This window comes from Pedobacter hartonius (genome assembly GCF_900107535.1).
GTDB lineage: Bacteria > Bacteroidota > Bacteroidia > Sphingobacteriales > Sphingobacteriaceae > Pedobacter > Pedobacter hartonius.
The window spans coordinates 105517-127279 of the sequence record NZ_FNRA01000006.1 but is presented as its reverse complement, the minus strand read 5'-3'; the positions used below and the strand labels follow the sequence as shown (position 1 = coordinate 127279).

At 46.2% G+C, this 21763-nt stretch carries 7 protein-coding genes; 1 reads left to right on the top strand and 6 read right to left on the bottom strand.

Going from position 1 to position 21763, the window contains the following annotated elements; translation table 11 throughout:
* Position 1: 1 nt before the first annotated feature.
* The 3 genes from BLW16_RS12520 to BLW16_RS12510 are packed head-to-tail and all read right to left on the bottom strand — an operon-like array spanning position 2 to position 13989.
* Positions 2 to 2017, bottom strand: a complete 2016-nt coding sequence (locus tag BLW16_RS12520; protein WP_090557060.1) for an OmpA family protein — start codon at positions 2015 to 2017, stop codon at positions 2 to 4.
* An 11-nt stretch (positions 2018 to 2028) separates the two neighbouring features.
* Positions 2029 to 3021, bottom strand: coding sequence for a PorP/SprF family type IX secretion system membrane protein (locus BLW16_RS12515; RefSeq protein ID WP_090557057.1), 993 nt, complete (start codon positions 3019 to 3021; stop codon positions 2029 to 2031).
* A 24-nt stretch (positions 3022 to 3045) separates the two neighbouring features.
* Positions 3046 to 13989 carry an Ig-like domain-containing protein gene (locus BLW16_RS12510; protein WP_245735257.1) on the bottom strand — a complete coding sequence of 3648 codons (10944 nt, stop codon included), beginning with the start codon at positions 13987 to 13989 and terminating at the stop codon, positions 3046 to 3048.
* A gap of 377 nt (positions 13990 to 14366) precedes the next feature.
* Between BLW16_RS12510 and BLW16_RS12505 the strand changes: the two genes are divergently transcribed.
* Positions 14367 to 16877: an NACHT domain-containing protein gene (locus BLW16_RS12505; protein WP_090557053.1), complete on the top strand. Its 2511-nt coding sequence runs from the start codon at positions 14367 to 14369 to the stop codon at positions 16875 to 16877.
* A 299-nt stretch (positions 16878 to 17176) separates the two neighbouring features.
* On the opposite strand, the gene BLW16_RS12500 is transcribed toward BLW16_RS12505, so the two are convergent.
* The 3 genes from BLW16_RS12500 to cobA form a co-directional block, all read right to left on the bottom strand.
* Positions 17177 to 18778 (bottom strand): S8 family peptidase, encoded by a 1602-nt coding sequence (locus BLW16_RS12500; RefSeq protein ID WP_090557051.1) that lies wholly within the window; start codon positions 18776 to 18778, stop codon positions 17177 to 17179.
* A 58-nt stretch (positions 18779 to 18836) separates the two neighbouring features.
* Positions 18837 to 20795, bottom strand: coding sequence for an ATP-binding protein (locus BLW16_RS12495; protein ID WP_090557049.1), 1959 nt, complete (start codon positions 20793 to 20795; stop codon positions 18837 to 18839).
* 120 nt (positions 20796 to 20915) lie between these two features.
* A complete protein-coding gene (gene cobA / locus BLW16_RS12490; RefSeq protein ID WP_090557048.1) occupies positions 20916 to 21704 on the bottom strand; it encodes a uroporphyrinogen-III C-methyltransferase in 789 nt (262 codons plus the stop codon).
* Between the last annotated feature and the right edge of the window lie 59 nt (positions 21705 to 21763).

Sequence of the window (21763 nt, the reverse complement as noted above, 5' to 3'; positions counted from 1 at the left end):
CTTATATTTTGGTAACCTTAAACTCTGTCCTCCTGTTTTGCTGGCGCCCCAGGAAGTTATCTTTTCCGTTCGGAAACTTGTTCGGTGCAACAGGTTTGCTGAAACCATATCCTTTGCTTTTCATACGCTCTGCAGGAATACCCTTGCTGATCAGGTAATCTACACAGGACCGAGCCCTTTTGTCAGATAAGCCCTGGTTATAGTTTTTTGTACCTACGTTATCCGTATGTGCACTTAACTCAATTTCCATTGTCGGGTTATCCGTCAGGAGGGCATATAACTGATCCAGTATCCGCTCTGATCCCGGATTAAGTTCCGCACTGTTAAAATCATACAGAATGTCTTTGAGCACCACCGGCTTACCAATGGTAAAAGGCTTCAGGCATAATTTGGCGTTTACCAGTGTATCGGCTTTGGCCAATTCATCGTAGTTATAACTGAGCATCTTTTTTAAATAATCATGTTTTTCGGCAGTAATCTTTAGCGCACGGTTAGAGTTGATCCTGAATGTATATTTTCCATCCATACCGACAGTCATCCTTAACTCCTGGGAAGAATCACTCAGGGTAACTACCGCACCATTCAATGGCTTGTCCGTCTGGCAGTCCAGTACTGTACCCTGCACGGTGAGAAATTCCTTTTTCACATGGAAAATTTCCAGGCAGCAGACAGATTCCCGGTCTGAGCTGATATATCCTTCAGTATCTGCGTCATTCAGCGGTGTAAAATAGGCATCATCTTTTGATGAGTTAAAAGGGTATCCGAGGTTCCTGGGTTCAGTCCAGTCTGCAAAATCACCTTCGCTCTCATAGAAGTCGAGCCCCCCTATCCCTACTTTTCCGGCACTGCTGTACAGCAGTTTCCTTGTTTTATAGTTATAATAGGGTGCCTGCTCATCTTCTTTGGTATTGATCGTATTTCCCATGTTAATGGCCTGGCTCATTGATCCGTCTGCCCTCAGGGTACAATACCAAAGGTCATATTTACCCAGTCCGCCCGGTCTGTCAGAAGAGAATATCAAATACCTTCCATCCTTGGTGACGAAGGGCTGCATGGCGTTAAAGCCGTTGATGTTCACCTCTGCACCCAGTTCTTTTGGTGCCGACCAGGTAGCGCCATTTCCTTCGGAAATATTTACTGTAAGGATCTTTCTGTTTCCTTTTGCTGTCCAGCTGGTAAGGTACATCAGTCTGCCATTGGGATGAAAAGCCGGAGCAGCGAATTCTTTGCCTGTTTCTACCGCTCCGATCCTCTTTACTACAGTGCCTGCATCCTGTGGGTTGCCGGATGCTTCATAGATGGCATTGATATAGGGGCTTTCTTTTTTTACGGCCTTTAATTTTGTTTGTTTATCTTCCAGTACTTCATCCTTTCCGCCTTTGCCTATCGCTACCGGGCGGGATGATGTAAAATAAAAATTGTTATTCAGCTGAAGAGGCGTATAGTTGGAGCCCTTGTCGTTGATCTGGTTGAAGAGCTTACTAAACCTGTACAAACGCGGATAACGCATTTCATACAGGGCGAAATTACAGGAAGCAATCTCAATTTTTGCTTTATCCCTGGATGAATCAGCAGTCTTATACTTATTCATAAAATCCTGAAACGCAGCAATAGCCTCCTGGAATTTCTGATTGGAGCGCAGGCACTCTGCATAATAAAACCCGCTAAGCGCATATCCGGGTTCGGTGAAATTCTTTGCCAGCGCATACCAGGCTTCAGCAGCCCGGTAATCTTTGTAAAACCGTAAGGAAGATGCCAGCTGGAAAACACAGTATTCATAGTCTGCCAGTTTAGGGCTTTCGCTTTGCATCTTATTCTCGAAGGCATAAGGCACCACGAATCCAACCGTATCACTTGATATCTGTAAGGCCCTTTTATAGTATTCGGCTGCGGCATAATAGTCTTTATTTTTAAAGTACAGATCAGCAATTTTTTTATTGCTGGATACGTATGATGACTGTGCTTTTATGCCGGAACTGAACAGGCATAATAACAGTAATATTCTAAGCGGTTTCATAAAGTGTCAGGTTATAATCGTGGACAAAAAAAGTTGGGGCCTATAATTCCCTTACGGCTGGTGAAGGAGACTGATATCTCCAGGCCTCCCCTGCTGCCTGTTGCACGGCTGAGGTTGGAAGTGTTAAAATCATAACTCAGGCCAAAGGCAATGTTTTTCAGCTGCATACCAAAATAAGCGATGGCGGCATCATCCTTTCTGTAGTTTGAGCCAAACAAAAGGTTCGTCTCGGGATTGACAAAATACTGTGCATAGGCACCCAGAGAGGTCTCCCTGGCAGTACCCTGCCTCATGTACAGCCCATTCGGGGTAATATCGAGCGCATCACTGATCTTGATGCGTGCACCGCCATGAAAAGTAGACCTGATGGGTATTCTTACGTCATTGCCCAGGAAACGGTCTATTGGCCTGGTGAGGTGATTGGCCGCTGCTCCCGCAAAGATATTCACTTGCTTATTGTCATTTGCGTCAAAATACACGACCCCGAAATTTACATCAGGGGCAAGTGTATTTGAAGAATTGAACGTTTCATTTGTGGGCAGCATGCCATCAAATTCCCCACCTGAGAACTGGCTACCGGTAGTGATCTTCGAGGGATCAAAACTCTTGTTCAGGATTCCGGCCTGGATACCAAAGTTGACAATATTCAAACCTGCCTGCCCGAAGCGGACACGGTAGGCGGCAGAGGCCAGCGCATTCAGGTAATTATAACTGACTGCACCGGCACGCTGGTTGAGAACCATTCCGCCAAAGGAAAGGTTCTTAGTAGGCGCCGTATCAAATGAAGCGCCTGCTGTAAGGTATGAATTGGAGATGGAACTCCATTGCTGCTTTGCATTGATGGTCACCCGGTAATCTCCATTGATTACTCCGGTAAGACCCGGGTTGAGCCATAGGGGATTTGCATAATACTGAGAAAAGTGAGGATCAATCTGTGCATTAACCCTTGTAGCTCCCAACATGCATAATATGCCAAATGAGACGATTTTTATAAGTTTCTTCATATTCTTGATTTCAGGTTACGGATCTTATTTTAAAAGTGTTACGGTTCCTTTTTTCATCATTTTGGTTCCATCTTTCGTTACTACATCTATGACATATACATATACCCCATTCGGCTGTGGCTGGCCCCTGTATGTCCCGTCCCATCCGTTCTGCATTTGCTGAGAGATATAGATCACATGTCCCCATTGATCATATATCCGCATATTGGCACTCAGCAGCGAACTTCCGTAGACATAGAAGATATCGTTATTACCATCTCCGTTTGGCGTGAAGGTATTCGGGATGAAGATGTCATTGTTTTCAGGATCATTACCGGAGCCGTTATTTGCTTTTGCCGTGTAAGTACCCGAATCACTGGTCTGGCAGGTGGTGGTTCCTTTAGCCCTTACCATCAGCGTTACAGATTCATTCGTTTGCAGGCCAGAAACTAGGTGGGTAGTTCCTGAAGCGCCTGAACCTGGTGTTTCCCAGGTTGCACCTGCATCTTTTGACACTTCATAAGACGAGGCACCGGTAACGGCGTTCCAGCTAAAGGTGATGCTGGTAAACGTGCTCGACTGCCTGGTCACTACCGGTGTACCCAGTTTAGCCAGTATCACTACATTGGCCAGGGTCCTGCTGCTTACCGCGGTGCCTGAAATCCCTTCCACATAATAGCTGGTGCTGGTGGTTAAGGCCGGTGTCTGGAAGCTGGCGCCTGTGCCGAGGATAGTTCCGCCGGTAGCAGTAGCGTACCAGTTGTAGGTAACTCCCGCAACTGCATTACTCAGCATCAGGGTAGCACCACTTCCATCGCAGGTTTGTGCGCTAAGCACCACAGGATTAGGTACCCTGACAACGATCACATAGGTTCCGGTGGCTGTGGCGCCCGTTGCATCGGTCACCGTAACGGTGACCGTGAACGTGCCGCCAAGCGTTGGAGTGCCGGTAATTTCCCTTGTTGCAGGGTTAAATGTTAATCCCGGAGGAAGGTTTGTCGCTACATAAGTAAAAGGCCCGGTGCCGCCGGTTACTGCAGGTAGGGTTTGAGGGGTATAAACTGTACCTATTATTCCGTCAGGCAGTGTAGCCGGCGGTAATGACATGGGCACTGTTACTATGCTACCCACACTCAGTGTGAAAGCAGCCGTTGCGTTACAGCCCCTGCTGTCTGTGGCAGTGACAGAGAAAGTATAGTTTCCGGAAACTGTTGGTGTTCCTGAGATGATACCTGCTGCAGACAGCGACAGGCCTGCCGGAAGTGTACTGCCCGAAGCTAAGGTGTAGGTATAACCCGGAGTTCCGCCCGTTGCGGCATTGATCCTTGCCACATAAGCAGTACCCCTGTTTGCAGCAGGCAGTACTGTAGTGTTAAAGTTCATTGCAGGGTTGACGGTGATGGTGACTACACGTGCGGTTCCCGCAGCATTCTCACACTGATTAGTTCCGCGTACGGTCACATAATAAGTAGCGTCAGCTACTACTGAAGGAATGTTATACACCGCTCCGGTGAATACGGCGTTGGCTAATGCAGCGTCTGTATACCAGGTGAATACCGGGTTAGTGACCGTTGTACTGCTTGCTGTTAAGCTCAGTGCCGATCCTGAACATACGGCCGATGCCGGTTCACCAGTGCTGGTGATATCAGCGCTGGTTGCTTTTGAGCCCAGGCCAACATTGACTGCTGTTCTGGTACTTACCGCAGTGCCGGATGTACCTTCTGCATAATAGATGGTAGCCGCAGTGACAACCGGCGTCTGGAAGTTTGTTCCTGTGGCCAGTACATTTCCTCCGGATGCAGCGTTATACCAGTTATAGGTCACTCCTGCCACCGGATTCTGTACGGTTAAAGTCACGCTTGTTCCGCCGCAGCTGGTCACGTTCGGAACTACAGGAGCCGGAACTGTCACCACTACGGTATAATTTGCAGTAGCTGTTGCCCCGCCGGCATCAGTCACCGTAACTGTTAAGGTAAAGGTACCGCCTGATGTTGGGGTTCCTGTTAACTCCCTCGTTGCAGGATTGAATACCAGTCCCGGAGGCAGATTCGTAGCTACATAAACATAAGGGCCTGTTCCGCCGGTTACAGCAGGCAAGATTTGCGGGGCATAAGGTGATCCGACTTCCCCGTTTGGTAAAGTTGCAGGCGGAAGCACCATTGGATTGACACCCGGTCCGTTTACTGTTAAGGAGAAATTGGCTGTAGCCGTACAACCCCTGCTGTCAGTAGCTGTCAATGCGAATGTATAAACACCCGGAACGGTTGGTGTTCCTGAGATGACACCGCTGGCAGACAATGATAAACCTGCAGGCAAAGTAGTTCCTGCCGGTGCAGTATAGATATATCCCGGTGTGCCTCCCGTTGCAGAGTTGATCTGTACAGAATAAACTGTGGAGGCCGTTGCAGCACCCAAGGCCCCGCCATTGAAAATAACCGGCGGATTTACACTTAAGGCTACGGCCTTACCTGTTCCGGCCTCGTTTTCGCACTTGTTATCTCCACGGACACTTACAAAATAATTGGTATTTGCAGTAAGGGCAGGGATCACATAAGTATCACCCGTAAATACTGCATTTGTTAAAGCGATATCAGTATACCAGGTGAACACCGGGTTGGTTACAGTGGTGCTGCTTGCAGATAGGGTTACGCCGGATCCCGAACAGCTGCTTACAGGTATTCCTGCGATTGTAATATCTGTTGCTGTTGCGCTTGGTTTCAGCGTAACGGTTACAGCAGTTCTGCTGCTTTTCGCCGTACCGGAAACTCCTTCTGCATAATACATGGTAGTTGCTGTAATTGCAGGTGTCTGGAAGGTTGTGCCCGTACCAAGTATTGCACCGCCGGATGCCGAAGCATACCAGTTATACGTTACATTGTTCACAGGATTGGCAACTGTCAGGACTGCGCTGCTTCCGTTACAGCTTTCGGCATTTGCAACAACCGGCGCAGGTACTGTCACTACAACGGTATAATTGGTAGTTGCTGTTAATCCGTTGGCGTCAGTAACGGTAACCGTCATCGTGAAGGTTCCGCCCAGTGTCGGCGTTCCCGAAAGTTCCCTGGTGGTGGTGTTAAACACAAATCCCGGAGGGATATTGGTAGCAACGTACGTATACGGACCTGTACCACCAACCGGGGCTGGTAAGGTTTCAGGCGCATATGGCGATCCTACTATCCCGTCATGCAAAGTAGCCGGTGGTAAAGTCATCAAACCGGTACTGCCGATATTTAAAGTGAAGGTAGCCGTTGCATTACAGCCCCTGCTATCGGTAACAGTGATAGCAAAAGTATAGTTGCCTGCAATAGTTGGTATTCCTGTCAGCAAACCTCCGCTGGTCAGGGATAGCCCTGCCGGCAATGTATTTCCTGAGGCAACAATATAGGTATAACCCGGTGTACCGCCTGTTGCAGGGCTGATCTGGGCAACATACAGCACAGGCACTGTTCCTCCGGGCAATGCAGCACCGGTAAACACGATAGCCGGGTTTGAATTTAGCGTAACTATCTCAGCTGCGCCTGCAACGTTCTCACATTTATTGTCGCCACGTACGGTTACATAGTAAGTTGTGGTTGAAGTGACAGAAGGTGTATTGTACACAGCTCCCGTGAACACGGCATTGGTTAAAGCGGCGTCGGTGTACCAGGTAAATACCGGGTTGATGACCATGGTACTGCTGGCTGTTAATGTCACTCCTGATCCTGAACAAACACTGGCCGGTACACCATTGATATTGATATCTGCAGGAGTTGCCGTTGGGTTCACATTGAGCATGACCACTTTTGCATTTGCCGCAGTATTCGGGCATTTATCTGAGCCCTGTACGGTAACGTAAAAGTTTGTATTGCCAGTTAATGCAGGGGTGGTATAGGAAGGGCCGGTAAATACAGCATTCGTTAAGGCTGCATCGATGTACCAGGTGAAGACAGGGTTGGTTACCGTAGTACTGCTGGCTGTCAAAGTAACAGCCGTTCCTGAACAAAGACTGGCCGGAATGCCGCTAATGGTGATATCGGCCGCCACACTTGCGGGATTGACCTGAAGCGTGACAAGCAGCGCAGTACCTGCTTTATTTTCACATTTATTGTCGCCCCTTACCGTTACATAATAGTTTGTAGTTGCGGGTACGGCTGCGATATTAAACACCGCTCCTGTAAATACCGCATTGGTCAGGGCTGCATCGCTGTACCAGGTGAACACCGGATTGGTTACGGTAGTACTGCTGGCGGTTAAGGTAACGCCTGATCCTGCACATACAGGCTGGCCTGCACCGGCAACAGCGATATCTGCTGCTGTGGCATCAGGATTTACGGTAACGGATACTTTTGTTCTTGCCGATGTATTGATGCATGAATTGCTGTTTACAGCTTCTACATAGAAGTCTGTAGTACCTACGGCCAGCAAACCTGACGTTGTATATGAATTGGTATTGGAAGCGAGCAGATTTCCGCCTATCAGCGCATCGTACCAGTTATAGGTAACACCGGCAACCTGGTTAACGCTAAGCGTAACAGGAGTATTCGGACAGGTTGTGGCCGGGTTTGCAGGACTTGGCACAGGTGCTGCAGGTATCCCCAATACGGTTACCGTTACAGGAACCTTCGCACTTTCACAACCGTTGCGGTTTGCAGACACAAAATAGTTATATGTCCCTGCCAGCAGGTCTGCCGGTGTCTGATAGGTAGCGGTAGTTGCAACCAGCGCCGCATCCCTGTACCAGCGGTAGGTAATACCTGCCGGTGGGTTTGCCACCGCAAGCGTAGCCTGGCTGCCTTCACAAATGGTAACATTAGCAGCAGTTACTGAGGGCGCAAGGATGATCCTTCTGGCGTAGTTTAAATTCACTGCACTAAGGACACCTAGCAAGCCGGAATTCAGTTTAACCTCTACCCCATCGAATACCTGTGCAGGTACAAAACTGATGATTGCGCTTGTTCCGCCACCGCCCAACTGCAGGTTAACGGCAGAACTTGCGATCGTTCTTTCATCGGCATTGCCTGCAGCACCGTTATAGGTGGTCAGCGTGATACTTGAACCTACAGCTGCCGAAAGCATTCCGGCAGGAGAAGATAAACGGATGCGTACCGTATCGCCTACCTGTGATAAGCCGGTGAAGTTTACTTTTTGTGCCACAAAACTATTGATACCAAACGGGATAAATAATGAAGAGCTGGTTTCCGCATCGTCATCCACGGCAAGGCCAGGATTGGCAACGCCTGCAGATGCTGAAAGGGTACCGCCGCTTCGTACCGACTGGCTGATGGCCGGTTCACATGGAACCGAACCGGGATTTGTTGATACAGGGTTTACGGTAACCACTACCGTAGCTGCCGGAGATATACATCCGCCAACGGTATTGCTTTGAGCAGTTACATAATAGGTTGTAGTGCTGGTTAAGTTCAGCGTGATAAAACTTCCGTTTGCACCATTTCCTGCTGTGGATACCGGAATTGCTCCCGGAACAGCAGGATCTGAAGTATACCAGGTATAAGTGAGATCTGAAGTTGATGAACTTGCAGTAAGTATAGTCTGCTCTCCTGAGTTGATGGTTATTGCCAGCGGATTAAGCACCGGTGCAGTCAGCGATCCGACAGTTACCGTTACGGTGGCCCTTGCCGATACCGCAGCGCAGCTGTTCACTGCTTCAACCGAATAAACACCGGTAGTCTGTATATTGGTAATACTGTATGAAGCACCGGTAGCACCAGTGATTGCTGTATTGTCAAGATACCATTGGTAACTTACCCCCGCCTGCGGGTTCTGCACCTGTAAAACAAGGTTTGCATTCTGACAGGTCTGTTCCGTCGCCGAAAGCAGTGCCGGTACCTGCGGAGCAGGGGTAAGAAGGACATTTGCCGTGGTTCTTGAACCACCACATCCGCCTCTCGAAGCTTCCACAAAGAATTTTGTATCCGCAGTAACAGGCGGAGTGACGAATGTTGGGCCATCATTACCCTGGTAGTTGCCTGCGGCGTCATACCATTTGTAAACAATACCCGGTTGCGGATTGCTTACCGTTAAAGTAGCGGTAGTGTTTAAACATGCGCTTACTGTATCGGCAGCAAGAACTGCCGCTTTCGTTATTCTTCTTGCATAATTGAAATTTACAGCTGAAAGTGCTCCCAATAGCCCGGAACCAAGCCTGACCTCTGCAGCATCAAACTGCGCAGCGGGCACCAGGTTAATCAATGCCTCGGCACCTCCGTTTAGCAACTGAAGAGTGATCAGTCCGTTATTCAATACGACCCCGTCATTGTTGCTTGCATTACCCTGATAGGTGGTCACTGTAATTCCGGATAAAAGTGAAAGCGACAGTAACTGGTTGGTAGCTGTTAAACGGATACGGACAGTATCGCCAACATTGGATAATCCGGTAAAATTGACTTTCTGGAATACAGACGCATTGATCCCGATAGGGATTGAAAGTGTAGAACCGGTTTGCTGGTCGCCATCTATTGCCAGGCCCGGGCTATCTACCCTGGCCAGCAGGGAGAGTGTGCCGTTAACTCCGGTAGTCTGGCTGACAGGCGTTTCGCACAGTACAGGAACTGGTATACCGGTTCCGTTTACAGTAATGGTTTGCTGCACGCGTGTGGATGAGGCGCAGCCGGTAACAGAAGAGGTGGCTTCCAGATAGAATGTAGTCGTAGCAGAAAGCGCTGGTGTAATATAATTTGGTCCTGTAAATACTGGGGTAGTACCGTCAGGGGTATTGTACCAGTTAAACACTACATCAGTTTCTGTAGAGGTAGCTGTTAAACTTACCGATTGCCCTTGTGTTACCGTAGTTGCGGAAGCCTGGATCTGCGGAAGAACCGGACGTGGGTTAACAGTAACAGCAGCGGCCACACGGCTTGCGGATATACAATTTCCATTTGAGGCTTCTAAATAATAGGTAGTATTGGCAGTAAGTGCCGGAGTAACAAAAATACTGTCTGTAAACACAGCGGTTCCGCCCGTAGCTGCAGTATACCACTTGTAGGTAATGCCTGCCTGTGGGTTAGCCACTGAAAGTACCGCAGGGGACCCGGCGCAAACCGGAGCAACAGCTGCCAGTACAGGGTTAGCCACCGCAGGGGTGACCGTCACGGTAACCGGAACCCTTACAGGGTTGGCACAGCCGTTACTGCTTACTTCTATATAATAGGTTGTTGCTGCGGTCAGTGCAGGGGTAGTATACGTGCCACCGGTTTGCAGGACGCTGCCTCCTGTTGCCGCACTATACCAGGTAAGTGTGGTGCCACCCAAAGCTGTAGCGCTTAAGCTGGCAGTACTTCCCGAACAGATCGTCTGGTTTCCGGAAACGATGGTAGGATTGGGCAGGATCACCTGCGCACCATAGATGTTCAGACTGGTTAAAGCCACAACAAGAGGACTATAACTTACTTCCACCCTGTCATATGCAGCAGTTGCCGCAACTGTAGCCTTAAATCTGTTACCTGTCAACAAGCTCAGGTTTACGAGTGAATTATTTAATGGGTAACTTCTTACTACTGTATTGCCATTCATCACATTGATAGTGATACCATTAAGAACACTAAGGTCTATCAACCCGGTAGGTGTTTCCAGGTCCACACGAATACTGTCTGTTGCGATACCAGCTCTCTGGAAGATCAGGCGCTGATACGCAGTGGAGGCCGCTCCCACCGTCAGCCTGATCTCCGTGAAATTATTTGGATCAGCATCCGTAGAGTTACCCGGATTCTGGATAGAACAGCCTATACAAAGCAGTCCGGTAATATTACTCTGCTGCGAAGTTGCGGCATTACAGTTTGGATTAACAGGACCGCTGATCACTGATACCAACGCAGGAACCCTGGTCAGGCTCGGGCAGCCTGAGCTGTTGATTGTCCCTGCGTAATATGTTGTTGATACCGTAAGCGGAGGTGTTGTAAATGACGCGCCCGACCCTGCAGCCACGCCCCCTGCCGGGGTAGTGTACCAGAAAATTGTAGCACTTGCATCGGCACTGGCCTGAAGGGTTGCTGTTTGTCCGCTGCTGACCGTTAAATTGCTGGAAATCAGTGTTGGTGGCTCCGGAGTAGGATTCACGGTAACAGTAACCGGAATACGTGCACTTACAGCAGTTCCTGAAAAAGCTTCCACATAGAACGTACTGGTTTGGGTCAATGCTAAAGTAGTATAGCTGGTACCTGTACCCAGAGGGGTATTTCCTGTAGCAGAATAAAAATTATAGTTTACACCTGTAACCGGGTTGGAAACTGTCAGCGTTGCAGTGCTGCCACTGCAGATTGTAGTTCCTGCAACCGCCGGGGGTGGTACATTGATCAGCAATGCATAATCGGTACTGGTAGATAATCCCCCGTTGTCAGTTACGCTCATGGTAACCGTAAAGCTGCCGCCGGCCGTTGGTACACCTGAGATTACTCTTGTTGCGGGGTTAAAAGATAAACCTGCGGGAAGATTGGTCATGGCATAGGTATAGGGAGCAGTTCCTCCGGTTACTGCCGGTAAGGCGGGAGCTGTATAACTTGTTCCAACCAGCCCATTCGGTAAGGTTGCAGGAGCAAGGGCCAGCGTTCCGGTCACCCTGAGGGTGTAAGGAACGGTTAATGCAGCACCGGCATTATCGGTTACTGTTACTGAAACCGTAAAAGTACCAGACTGCGAAGGCGTGCCTGTAATTTCCCTGGTTGCAGGATTAAAGGTCAGTCCCGGAGGGACATTCGCCGCAGTATAAGTATATACGCCACTTCCGCCAGTTGCCGCCGGGATGGTCTGTGTGGGATAATTCACACCTACTGTACCGTCAGACAGGACAATCGTATTTAGTACCAGGGGATCTTTAACCGTTATAGTATAGTTTGATGATGCCGTGCGGCCTTCATCATCTGTCACCGTCACAGGGAAGATAAAAGTGCCGGACTGTGCAGGCGTTCCTGTAATTTCCCTGGTGGCCGGATTAAAGGTAAGCCCTGCCGGAACGTTAGCCGCAGTATAGGTATATACGCCGCTTCCGCCGGTGGCCGATGGAATGATCTGTGCAGGATAAGCCTGTCCGGTAGTGCCATCCGATAAGGTTGCAGGAGGCAATGCCAGCGGGTTTCTGACAAGGATAGTGAAATCTGTACTCACCGTATTGCCATCTGCATCTGTCAGCGTTACCTGGAAGGTGAAGTTTCCTGCAAGTGTTGGTATTCCGGTAATCTCTCCCGTAGTTGGGTTGAGCGTTAATCCCGGAGGCATAGTTACCGCAGTGTAAGTATAGGGTGTGGTACCGCCGGAAGGGCTTGGGAGCAGTATGGAAGGATAAGTTGCTCCTACTGTTCCTGTTGGTAAAACAGCGGTTGGCAACACCAGTACAGCAGTCACGTTTAAGGTAAAGCTAGTGGTTGTCACACAGCCAAAGCTGTCGGTGGCGACCAGATCAAAATTGGCTGTCCCTGCGGTTGCAGGTGTACCGGTGATCAGGCCTGCGGGCGAAATCGTTAACCCGGCAGGAAGACTGTTTCCCGCAGCAAGTGCGTAAGTATACCCCGGGGTTCCGCCAGTAGCGGCAGTAATTTGCCGGGAATAAGCCTTACCTGCTGAAGCATTGGCCAATGTTGTAGCGGGAAAAAGCAGTGCAGGTTTTACGGTAACGACCACGCTGTCCCGGTCAGATTCGCCGGCACAGTCTGCTTTTTGTGCTGTGATATAATAAGTGTAGTTACCCGCTGCAAGTCCGCTTTCCGTATAAGTACCTGCTGTTGCCGCAGCAACCTGAGCAGTGACGTTATTTGTTTTTTTATAAAAATTGTAGGTATAGGCGGGATTTAAGTTCTGGCCGCTAAGGCTCAGGCTGCTGCCCCCACAGATGGAGAGCGTACCGTTAACTGTTCCCGCGAATATAGGTTTAGTTACTGTACGCTGTACCTCGTGGATGTTCAGCCCTCCAGATAAAATATTGCCGCCAATGGCCAGGGTGTTATTGACCGTGACTTTGACCCTGTCAAACGGTGCGCCGGGAGTAAAATATACCGGAAACCTGTTGTTGTTATTCAATGAGCTGAGCAGTTGTATATTGAGCAGGTTGCTGGCCGTTTGTACGCCGCCAACGGGAATAGTTCCATTATAGGCCTGCAAGGTTATGGTTCCCACCACATTGACACTAAGTATAGTTCCGGGCTGGGACAGCACTACCTTGGCTACGTCTCCGGCAGAGGAAAGCCCGTTCAGAAAAACTGTTTGTGAAACTGAAGATCCCAGGCCGATCACACCGGCCTGTAATTGTGAGAATGTATTGAGGTTACCGTCAATGGCACGTTCGGGATTTGACACCAGGCTTGTAAGGGAGACATTCAGCCCAGGGGCCTCGCCGAGATTCGTAAAAATTGAAGTACCGCAGTTGTCTTCTGTATAATTAAATGCTGTATATACATTCAAATGGATGGCAGCACCCAATGATAAACCAAGCAGGCTACCCGCATACCGGAGTCTCACACGTACAGAATTATAAGCACTGGTGGATGTAACCGCAAAATAGTTCCTGCCACTGGCATCCCGCACGATAGTACTGGTTACGTTTGCCGCCGGAACGATCGTCCCGCTGCTTCCGGCAGTTGCACCACTATAGGCATCAATCTTCACAAGGTTTTTGCTGAAGAGCCCGGTCAGGTCGCCCACAAGATTAAGTAAATCCACATTTATACCAGTTATGGTAGGCTGGTCGAAAGGAATATAAGTTGTTTTTCCAGCCGTCACCGGGCTGCCGTATTTCAACTGGATGTACGCTTCCCCTTCCGCAGAGTAAAGACCCAGAAGATTAAAGTAATTTGAGTTAAGGGAAGCGGGACTGGCAGAACTCCCTGAGGCTGCGTTGGCAGGATCTGTTACCGAACCGGCATTTGCTGAAACTGCTTGGGTAGGATTACCCAGCAATGTGTAATATGCAATTGCACCGGTTGAAGGAGTAACTTCAGCATAATTTTTAGTTTGGGCATACGAATGCGAACCAAATAACGTTAATGTTAATAGGTTCGCAATCAAAAAGAGGTAGTTTTTAATCATTTTGGGAGTAGACATTAATTTCATTCCGGGAAGCTTTAGGGTTAACTCAAATTACTTACTGCAATTTTAAGAATAGCGACCTTCTCTTTACGTGTTCAAATCATTCATTACTCAAAGCGAAATCATTCACTGATTTCATTCATTTTGTTCATTTTATATTTTCTTCAGCAGAGAATTTCTGCTAGATTGATTTAGTAGGCATTTAAAGGCATTTATCTTTTAAAAGTCATATTCCTCAGGGTTTTTATTTAAAACCCTTCTGTTCATTTATCACGTATATATGTTATATTGGGTTCCATAACTGGTTCTTATTAGCTATTTACCAAATGATAAACTCGTCGACTTAAAACGGAACTATGGAATACAATAATCGGCTGAATGAACTTAAAGGCCTGATTCTCTTAAAACTTGGTATCCGATTTATTACGCCTGCAGATTGTAAGAGAATATCCATTGAGATCAGTAAACATCTAAACAAGAATGTTAGTGAGACTACGATAAAACGACTGTTCGGATTTGCTTTGGTGAAACATAAATTCTCGACATTTACGTTGACTACCCTGGCTGAATATGTTGATATGGCCGGAATTGAGCCGGAGCAGGTGAGTATAGGGCATGAAAGTCCGGACGATTGGAATGTCCTGAAAGAAAAGTCTGATGCAATTACCAGTTTTACCCTTCGGACCATAAGGAACCGTTCAGGCATTCCCTATGACATGACCATCAGCAGGAAATTTGCTGAACATGATTTTGATGAGTTTTATAACGGAGAATATATTTTTACTGCCTTCGTATCACAGCCCGGTTATGGAAAAACGATACTATTGAGCCATTTAACAGAGAACCTCTTTTATAAGCCCAATGCGTTTTATAAAGATTCAGGTGTGCTGTTCATTAGGGCCTATAGTTTTTTTAATAAAGAGGCGATACACCTGCATCTTGAAGAGCAGCTCAAACTACATCTTCAGATAGACACCAGTGAAAACGTACTGAACTATATCAACAGGATACAGGGCACACATGGCGGAAAATTCTTTGTTATCATCGACGGATTTGCAGAGCTGATATTAAAAAAGGAAGACAAGACTATTTTATATGACAATATCATCAACCTGATCTGTTCACTGGAGGATTTCAGGAATATCAAACTGGTGATGGCAATGCGCTCTACTACATGGACAAGATTTTACGACCGCATGCGGCATTCGTCATTTCTTAAGGCCAAGTGGTTCCCAGGAAACTACTTCAACCTGCATGAACTGTCCAATGTCCCTCCCCTTTCAGAGAAAGAGGTAGAGATCATTATTTCAAAGATCAACTACCTCGATAAAAAAGAGATCAACCCCAGATTAAAGGCACAACTCAAATTCCCCTTTCACATACAGCTCTATTACCAGTTAAAAGAAGAAGACCCGGATTTCAACTACTACACCAATATAACCTTCTACGAGCTCGTTTCCCGTTTTATCCAGGAAAAGATCTACCGCTCCAACTACTATACAGAAAAGATCCTTTTTCTAAAAAAGATCATACAGCTTACAGGCTACGGCAAAACATCAAACTCGGTTGAAAAAGATTCCCTGATCGCTGAGCTTTCAGCATTCAGAAATGCCTATATGGAGCTGCTTTCCGATGGTATATTGATGGAAGAAAAGAGGTCAGAGGATGCTCATCCCAAAGAATATGTCCGGTTTCTTCATCCACACATGTTCGAATACTTCCTCTTTGTAGAAATATTGGAGAAATTCCATCTGCAGGTAAATAAAGAGTTTTTTACTTATATCAATGATGAGTATGACTATAACCAGGTACGGTTCCAGCTCTTGCAGTGGGCTACCCGCTTCCTGATTAAAACAGGTAATTTCCATTCGCTCAAAGCCTTCTTCAAACTGAACCTGAACAGCTACGAGACCAATTATATCATCCTGTTCATTGCCGAAGAGATTAAATACAGGTCCAAATATAATTCCGAGATCCTCAGGATACTTGAAGATGATAAATTTCATGATATCATTATTTCCAAGCTGATTAATCTGGATTTTATTGATTCCTGTTATCCTGAGGCCATTCTTGCGCTGATCGCTATTGCCAAAAATGAAGAACACCTGATGACCTACTATTCCATATTAGGCGTGATGGAGATCATCAGACTGGACAAAAAAGGAATGAAGGATATCATCAAAAAACTGCATTTGCTGGACAGCGACAAGTGGATGATCAACCCTGCACATATACTGGAAATAATTTTATCGAAAATCAATGGCGAGCCTATTGTACATAAGGACATTCTACAGCAGATAGATCAGTTTAAACAGGGTAGCAACCCCTTCTCCGTGAAAGGAAATCAGCAGATGGATACAAGGGAAGGAATTTTCTATGTTTTGCTTCTTCTGGTCAACATATTTCTGGGGGACGGGCAATCGGCCAGGCAGATCATTGAAAATATCGTTAAACTACACCCAAAGGAAATCAAGAAAAAAAGCAATTTCGATCTTTATATATTGAGTATCTATGGCCTGTATGGCTCCAAATTGTATCCGGGAAGAAAAACTGACCAGATTGAAAATATTATGGTCCACTTGTCCGTCAGGAGCAGTTCATATCTGACAAAGTACCAGGAGTCCATTTTAATGATGTTCCAGGCTGAGCAGGCTTATTACAGAAAGCAATACTCCGTTGCTATTGACTACGCAAAAGAATGCCTGCTGCTTTTCAGAAGAAATGAAGTGGTACTGAATGCCATATTCATATTCAACCTGCTGATCATGATCTATACAGACCTTGAAAACTACGACATGGTGAACGAGTACAAGTATGAGAAACTGTGCCTGTTAGATGAACAGGAGTTATCCAGGCAGTTGTTTTAAAGGCTGTTACCTGCCTTGAGTTTAGAGGCTATTCTGGCTTCGCTGAAAAAAGTGATCAATGGTCACTTTTTTTAAAGGTAATCCTAATAGCATGATGGCCGGACATTATCCGGATAGCATGATGTCCGGGAGGATCTTTGGACGTTGGGTTTGGAGGATGACTGTTGGATAAACTGTTAAAAAAATACGGGGTACTGGATCAATGCCTTCTGCTGCCCTTCAGCAGCATACAGCATTGATCCAGTACCCCGTATTTTTAATTGAGAAGATCCCTTAGACTAATATGCTAAAGACAATTCTTATTTATACGTAGCAGCCAGTTTTAAGGCTTCATATGCATTTACAATACCTCCTGTAATGCACAGATCAGCAAAAGGCACAGATTTAGGTGCAATACCCTCTTCCATTTCGATATCAACATTATGATTTACTTTCACTACTGATTTCAGGATAATCTCTTTCACCTGCACCGCAGTTAGTTTAGGATAGTAAGACCTGATCAGTGCAGCCAGTCCGGCTACAACAGGGGAGGCCATACTTGTACCGTTATAGGCTTCATACTTGTTGTCTGGTACTGTCGAGTAGATCTGCACACCCGGGGCAAACACGTCTACAGTAGTTTTACCGTAATTAGAGAAATCCGCTTTCAGCGTTTTATCATCATTTGGTCCCGAGGCACCGACAACGATATAGGAAGAAGCAACTCCCCCATCTTCATACCTGCGGTCCGGGAAGCTTTTTTCAACATCCAGGTTCTTGTTGTCATTTCCTGCAGCCTGAACAAGCAGAACGTCTTTAGAAACTGCATATTTAACAGCTTCATCTACAGCTTTTTTATCCCAGGAATATCCTTTCCCAAAGCTCATGTTCAGCACTTTGGCTCCGTTTGCTACCGCATAACGAATAGAATTGGCCACATCTTTATCTCTTTCGTCACCATCAGGCACAGCACGTACACCCATGATCATCACGTTATCGGCTACGCCCTGAATACCGATGGTATTGGTACGGTCAGCAGCGATGATTCCGGAAACATGTGTTCCATGGCTGGCATCAGGTCCTTTTACATCATTACTCCCGTAGTTCCGTTGCTGGCTGTCAGCATAATTGTCGCCCACCAGTTCAGGACGCGGGTCAAAATCAGGATTGAGGTTATAATCCAGCTGATCCTGGTAGTGTTCCAGTCCTTTAACGATCTGGGAACTGTAAAAAGCTTCAAAAGTAGAGTTTTGCAGCTGCGAAACCATGATACGTTTCAGGCGGTCTTCTATAGAAGATTCAGCCTTGAAATTCTGAAAATCAGCCAGTTCAGGCTTTTCCTTGCCCATCTTTTTAACCATTGAATCCAATACAGTTTTCAAACCTCCTATGTTTGCCACAGCATTTTTAGCTTCATCGGTCTGTTTTTCAAAATCTATTTTAGCTTTCAGGTATTGATTAAAAGCAGCTGAATCTGCCGGTTTTACAATTGCAGCAGTTACATTCTCAAATTTCGCTTTGTCCCTGCGCAGAATACGTGTCAGTTCCAGTGCTTCATGGCTTACTGATCCTTTAGCTGAACCAAGAAAGTTCCAGCCATTGACGTCATCTATGTATCCGTTTTTGTCATCATCCTTACCATTGCCTGCTTTTTCTTTTTTATTGACCCAGATAACGCGTTTAAGGTCTTCGTGGTTGATATCGACACCGCCATCCAGGACACCCACCAGTACCGGGGCTGATTTTTTTCCTTTTAATAATTCTTCGTATGCTTTTTCAGTATCTATTCCAAATACGCTATCCTTTTGCAGGTCTAGGTTTTGCCAGTTCTTCTTCTGGGCAAATGAATGGAATCCAAGTCCGGCCAGGAGCAGCATACTTAATGCTCCTCTCAGCATAACTTTATTTTTCAGTTTATTCATATATGATATTTAAATTAGTTTCTAAACGTAAAAAACTAAAAATAGTTGTTTTCATCAATTATATCTTTTTTAGCGTAAAAAAGAATTGAGAACCTTCCCCTATTTTGCTTTCAACCCAAATCCTGCCCTGATTGGCAATGATAAATTCCCTGCTGATCACCAGCCCCAGGCTTGTTCCCTTTTCGTTATTGGTCCCGGTTGTACTGACGTTGTTTACGTTAAAAATGCTTTCCAGCCGTCCTTCATCTATTCCAACTCCGTTGTCCTTTATCATAAAAATGGCCTGTTTATCATGATATTTCCGTACAGATATCAGGATATGGCCGCCGTCGGGCGTGAATTTTATTGCATTAGACAAAAGGTTACGGATCAGAAAATCCAGATGGTCAGCATCGCAAAAAACCAGCAGGTCAGACTGAACATCCTGTTCTATTACAATTGATTTCTGTGTTGCTGCTTCCTTTAAAAGGGCCGTATTCCTTTTGATCACCCTCAGCGGATCAATTTCGGTCTGATTGATCAGCACACCTTTCAACTGCATTTGTCCCCATCTTAAAAGAAGATTAAGAGTTTCCAGGGAAGCATTACAATGAGATTCCAGTTTTGTCAACATGACCGTCTTTTCCTCTTCGCTCAGCCAGCCCCTGTTCACCAGACCGAGCAGGTTAAGGACCGAAGCGAGCGGTCCTTTCAGGTCATGCCCCAGTACAGAAAAAAGTTTATCTTTAACCGTATTGGATTCGATAAGGGCGGCATTGGTTTTATTCATGAGCAGGTTCAGCTTCCTTATTTTAAAGAAATAAGCACCCAGAACCATCAGTAAGGCAAGGCTTCCGAAAATGATCCAGGACATAATCCGCTGTTCAAGTGATTGTTCGCTATTCAAAAACTTCAGCTGCTCTATCTTAGCCTGCGATTTTGTGAGTGCATACTGTGCCTGCAGATTGGATATTTTAAGCGAGATATCTTTAAAATAAAAACTATCAGCTATGCTGTACTGGGTGGATTTTGCGAGATAAGCGGCTTTATAATTACCGAGTCTTTCATGTAAGGCTGCAATATGCGCCAGAGCCTCCAGGATTTGTTTATTGGCTTTCCTGCTTTGTCCCAATACCAGGGCCTGCTGCAGATATCCAAGTGATACATTAGGGTTGATATGATCATAACTCTGTGCGAGTGCCATCAGGCTTTGAAATTCGCGGATCGTATTGGCGATCTTTCTGGACTTGACCAGGGCACCCTTCTGAAGGGCAATGGCTTTTGTGATTACCCCTGATTTATAATACACCTGTGCAAGTCCGATAGTCAGGGAGATATTGAGTCCCATCATCTCGGGATAGTCACTCTGGCTGATCCCTTTTTCAAAATAGAAGATGGCTTTAGACAATTCTCCTGTCTCCCGGTAGGCAGTACCGAAATTCAGACAGGTGTTTAGCTTTAAACTTGAAAAAGGCAGGTTTTTCCCAATATTTTCCGCCTTTTTATAATAGGATATCGCTCTCTGATAGTTATGCTGTGCTGCGTATACTTCACCAAGTGTGATATAAGACTCCATGATACCATCGTTATCCTTATTCTTTTCACTGACTTTTAATGCCTGCAGGAAATAAGGGATTGCGCTGGCAGAATTTCCCTTCCTGTTTTCCACTACCCCGAGCCGGATATTCTCCTTAACGATCCCTTTAGGATTGTTAAGGAGAATATAGATTTCAAGCGCTTCAAGATAACGCTGCCTTGAAGATTCCGCTTTCCCGGAATTGTCGTCTATCATTCCCATCTGGTTTAGCATCCTTGCAACGCCCTCTTCATTATTGGTCTTTCTTGCAAGTTTCATTCCCAGGTTTACAAAAAACAGGGCAGAGTCCGGCTTATCGTAACGGTAATGAATGATCAGTTTCTCATATGCAGCAATATCAGGCGCAGCAGCCCTCGTCTGTGCAGGTATTTGGAAACCATAAAGTAACGGGGAGCTGAATGCCAGAATAAAACAGAAGAAAAGCGTACGAAAAACGGGCATATCAAATATTCACCAGGGAAGCGGCATTTCTCAAAGGTAACAGTTTTACCTTTAATTTTAACTGAAAAAAGCCAGGTATTTCCCGGCTTTTTGATATCAATATTTTTAAAACAGAATGATTTATTCCTCATTAAGAATTGCGTAAAAGTCCCTGATCCTTGAAAACGCGGGATGCAGGGAAACAACGTTTCCAAAAACCAGTAATGCAGGCGATGAGATCTGATGATCTTCGATCAGTTCTGCAATGGTATCTACGACCCCTACAATGATGTTTTCGTTTTTACTCGATCCATTCTCAATCACAGCGACAGGCAGCCTGTCTTTTCCTTCCTGCTTAAAAATTGCAGCAATTTCCTTGATCCGTTCAATACCCATCAGTACCACTACCGTTGCGTCTGACTTTGCAGCACCCCTAAGGTCCGCCGATAACTCACCTTTGGAATTTGTTCCTGACAGTACCCAGAAGCTTTCACTCAGGTCGCCATAGATCATTGGTATTTTATGTAAGCCCGGTACACCTGTAGCACTGGAGATGCCCGGTATGATTTCCGTTTGTATGCTATAGGATTCTGCAAAATCAACTTCTTCAAATCCTCTTGCAAAAACAAAGGGGTCACCGCTTTTTAGCCGTACCACATGGCCATAATTCAGTGCATAATCAATCATTAATTTATTTACGGCATCCTGCGAGAAAGACTCATCGTCAGAACGGCCTACAAAAATCTTGATTGCGTGTTCAGGTGCGTGGTTGAGCAAAGCACCGTTAACTAAAGCATCATACAATACCACATCGGCTGTGTTTAGTGCCTTCACTCCTTTTAAACTAATTAAATCAGGATCTCCGGGGCCAGCGCCAACCAGCGTGATACGTGGCTCCTGGATGCTGCTTTTTGTTTTATTTAAAATCATAACCGAAATTTTATAGATTGTATAATGTGTTTGACAATACAAATATACAAAGTCTATTG

What these genes read in the sequence shown, in the direction of transcription:
- BLW16_RS12520 (WP_090557060.1), bottom strand. Translation starts at nt 2,017, where the DNA reads ATGAAACCGCTTAGAATATTACTGTTATTATGCCTGTTCAGTTCCGGC.
- BLW16_RS12515 (WP_090557057.1), bottom strand. Translation starts at nt 3,021, where the DNA reads ATGAAGAAACTTATAAAAATCGTCTCATTTGGCATATTATGCATGTTG.
- BLW16_RS12505 (WP_090557053.1), top strand. Translation starts at nt 14,367, where the DNA reads ATGGAATACAATAATCGGCTGAATGAACTTAAAGGCCTGATTCTCTTA.
- BLW16_RS12500 (WP_090557051.1), bottom strand. Translation starts at nt 18,778, where the DNA reads ATGAATAAACTGAAAAATAAAGTTATGCTGAGAGGAGCATTAAGTATG.
- BLW16_RS12495 (WP_090557049.1), bottom strand. Translation starts at nt 20,795, where the DNA reads ATGCCCGTTTTTCGTACGCTTTTCTTCTGTTTTATTCTGGCATTCAGC.
- cobA (WP_090557048.1), bottom strand. Translation starts at nt 21,704, where the DNA reads ATGATTTTAAATAAAACAAAAAGCAGCATCCAGGAGCCACGTATCACG.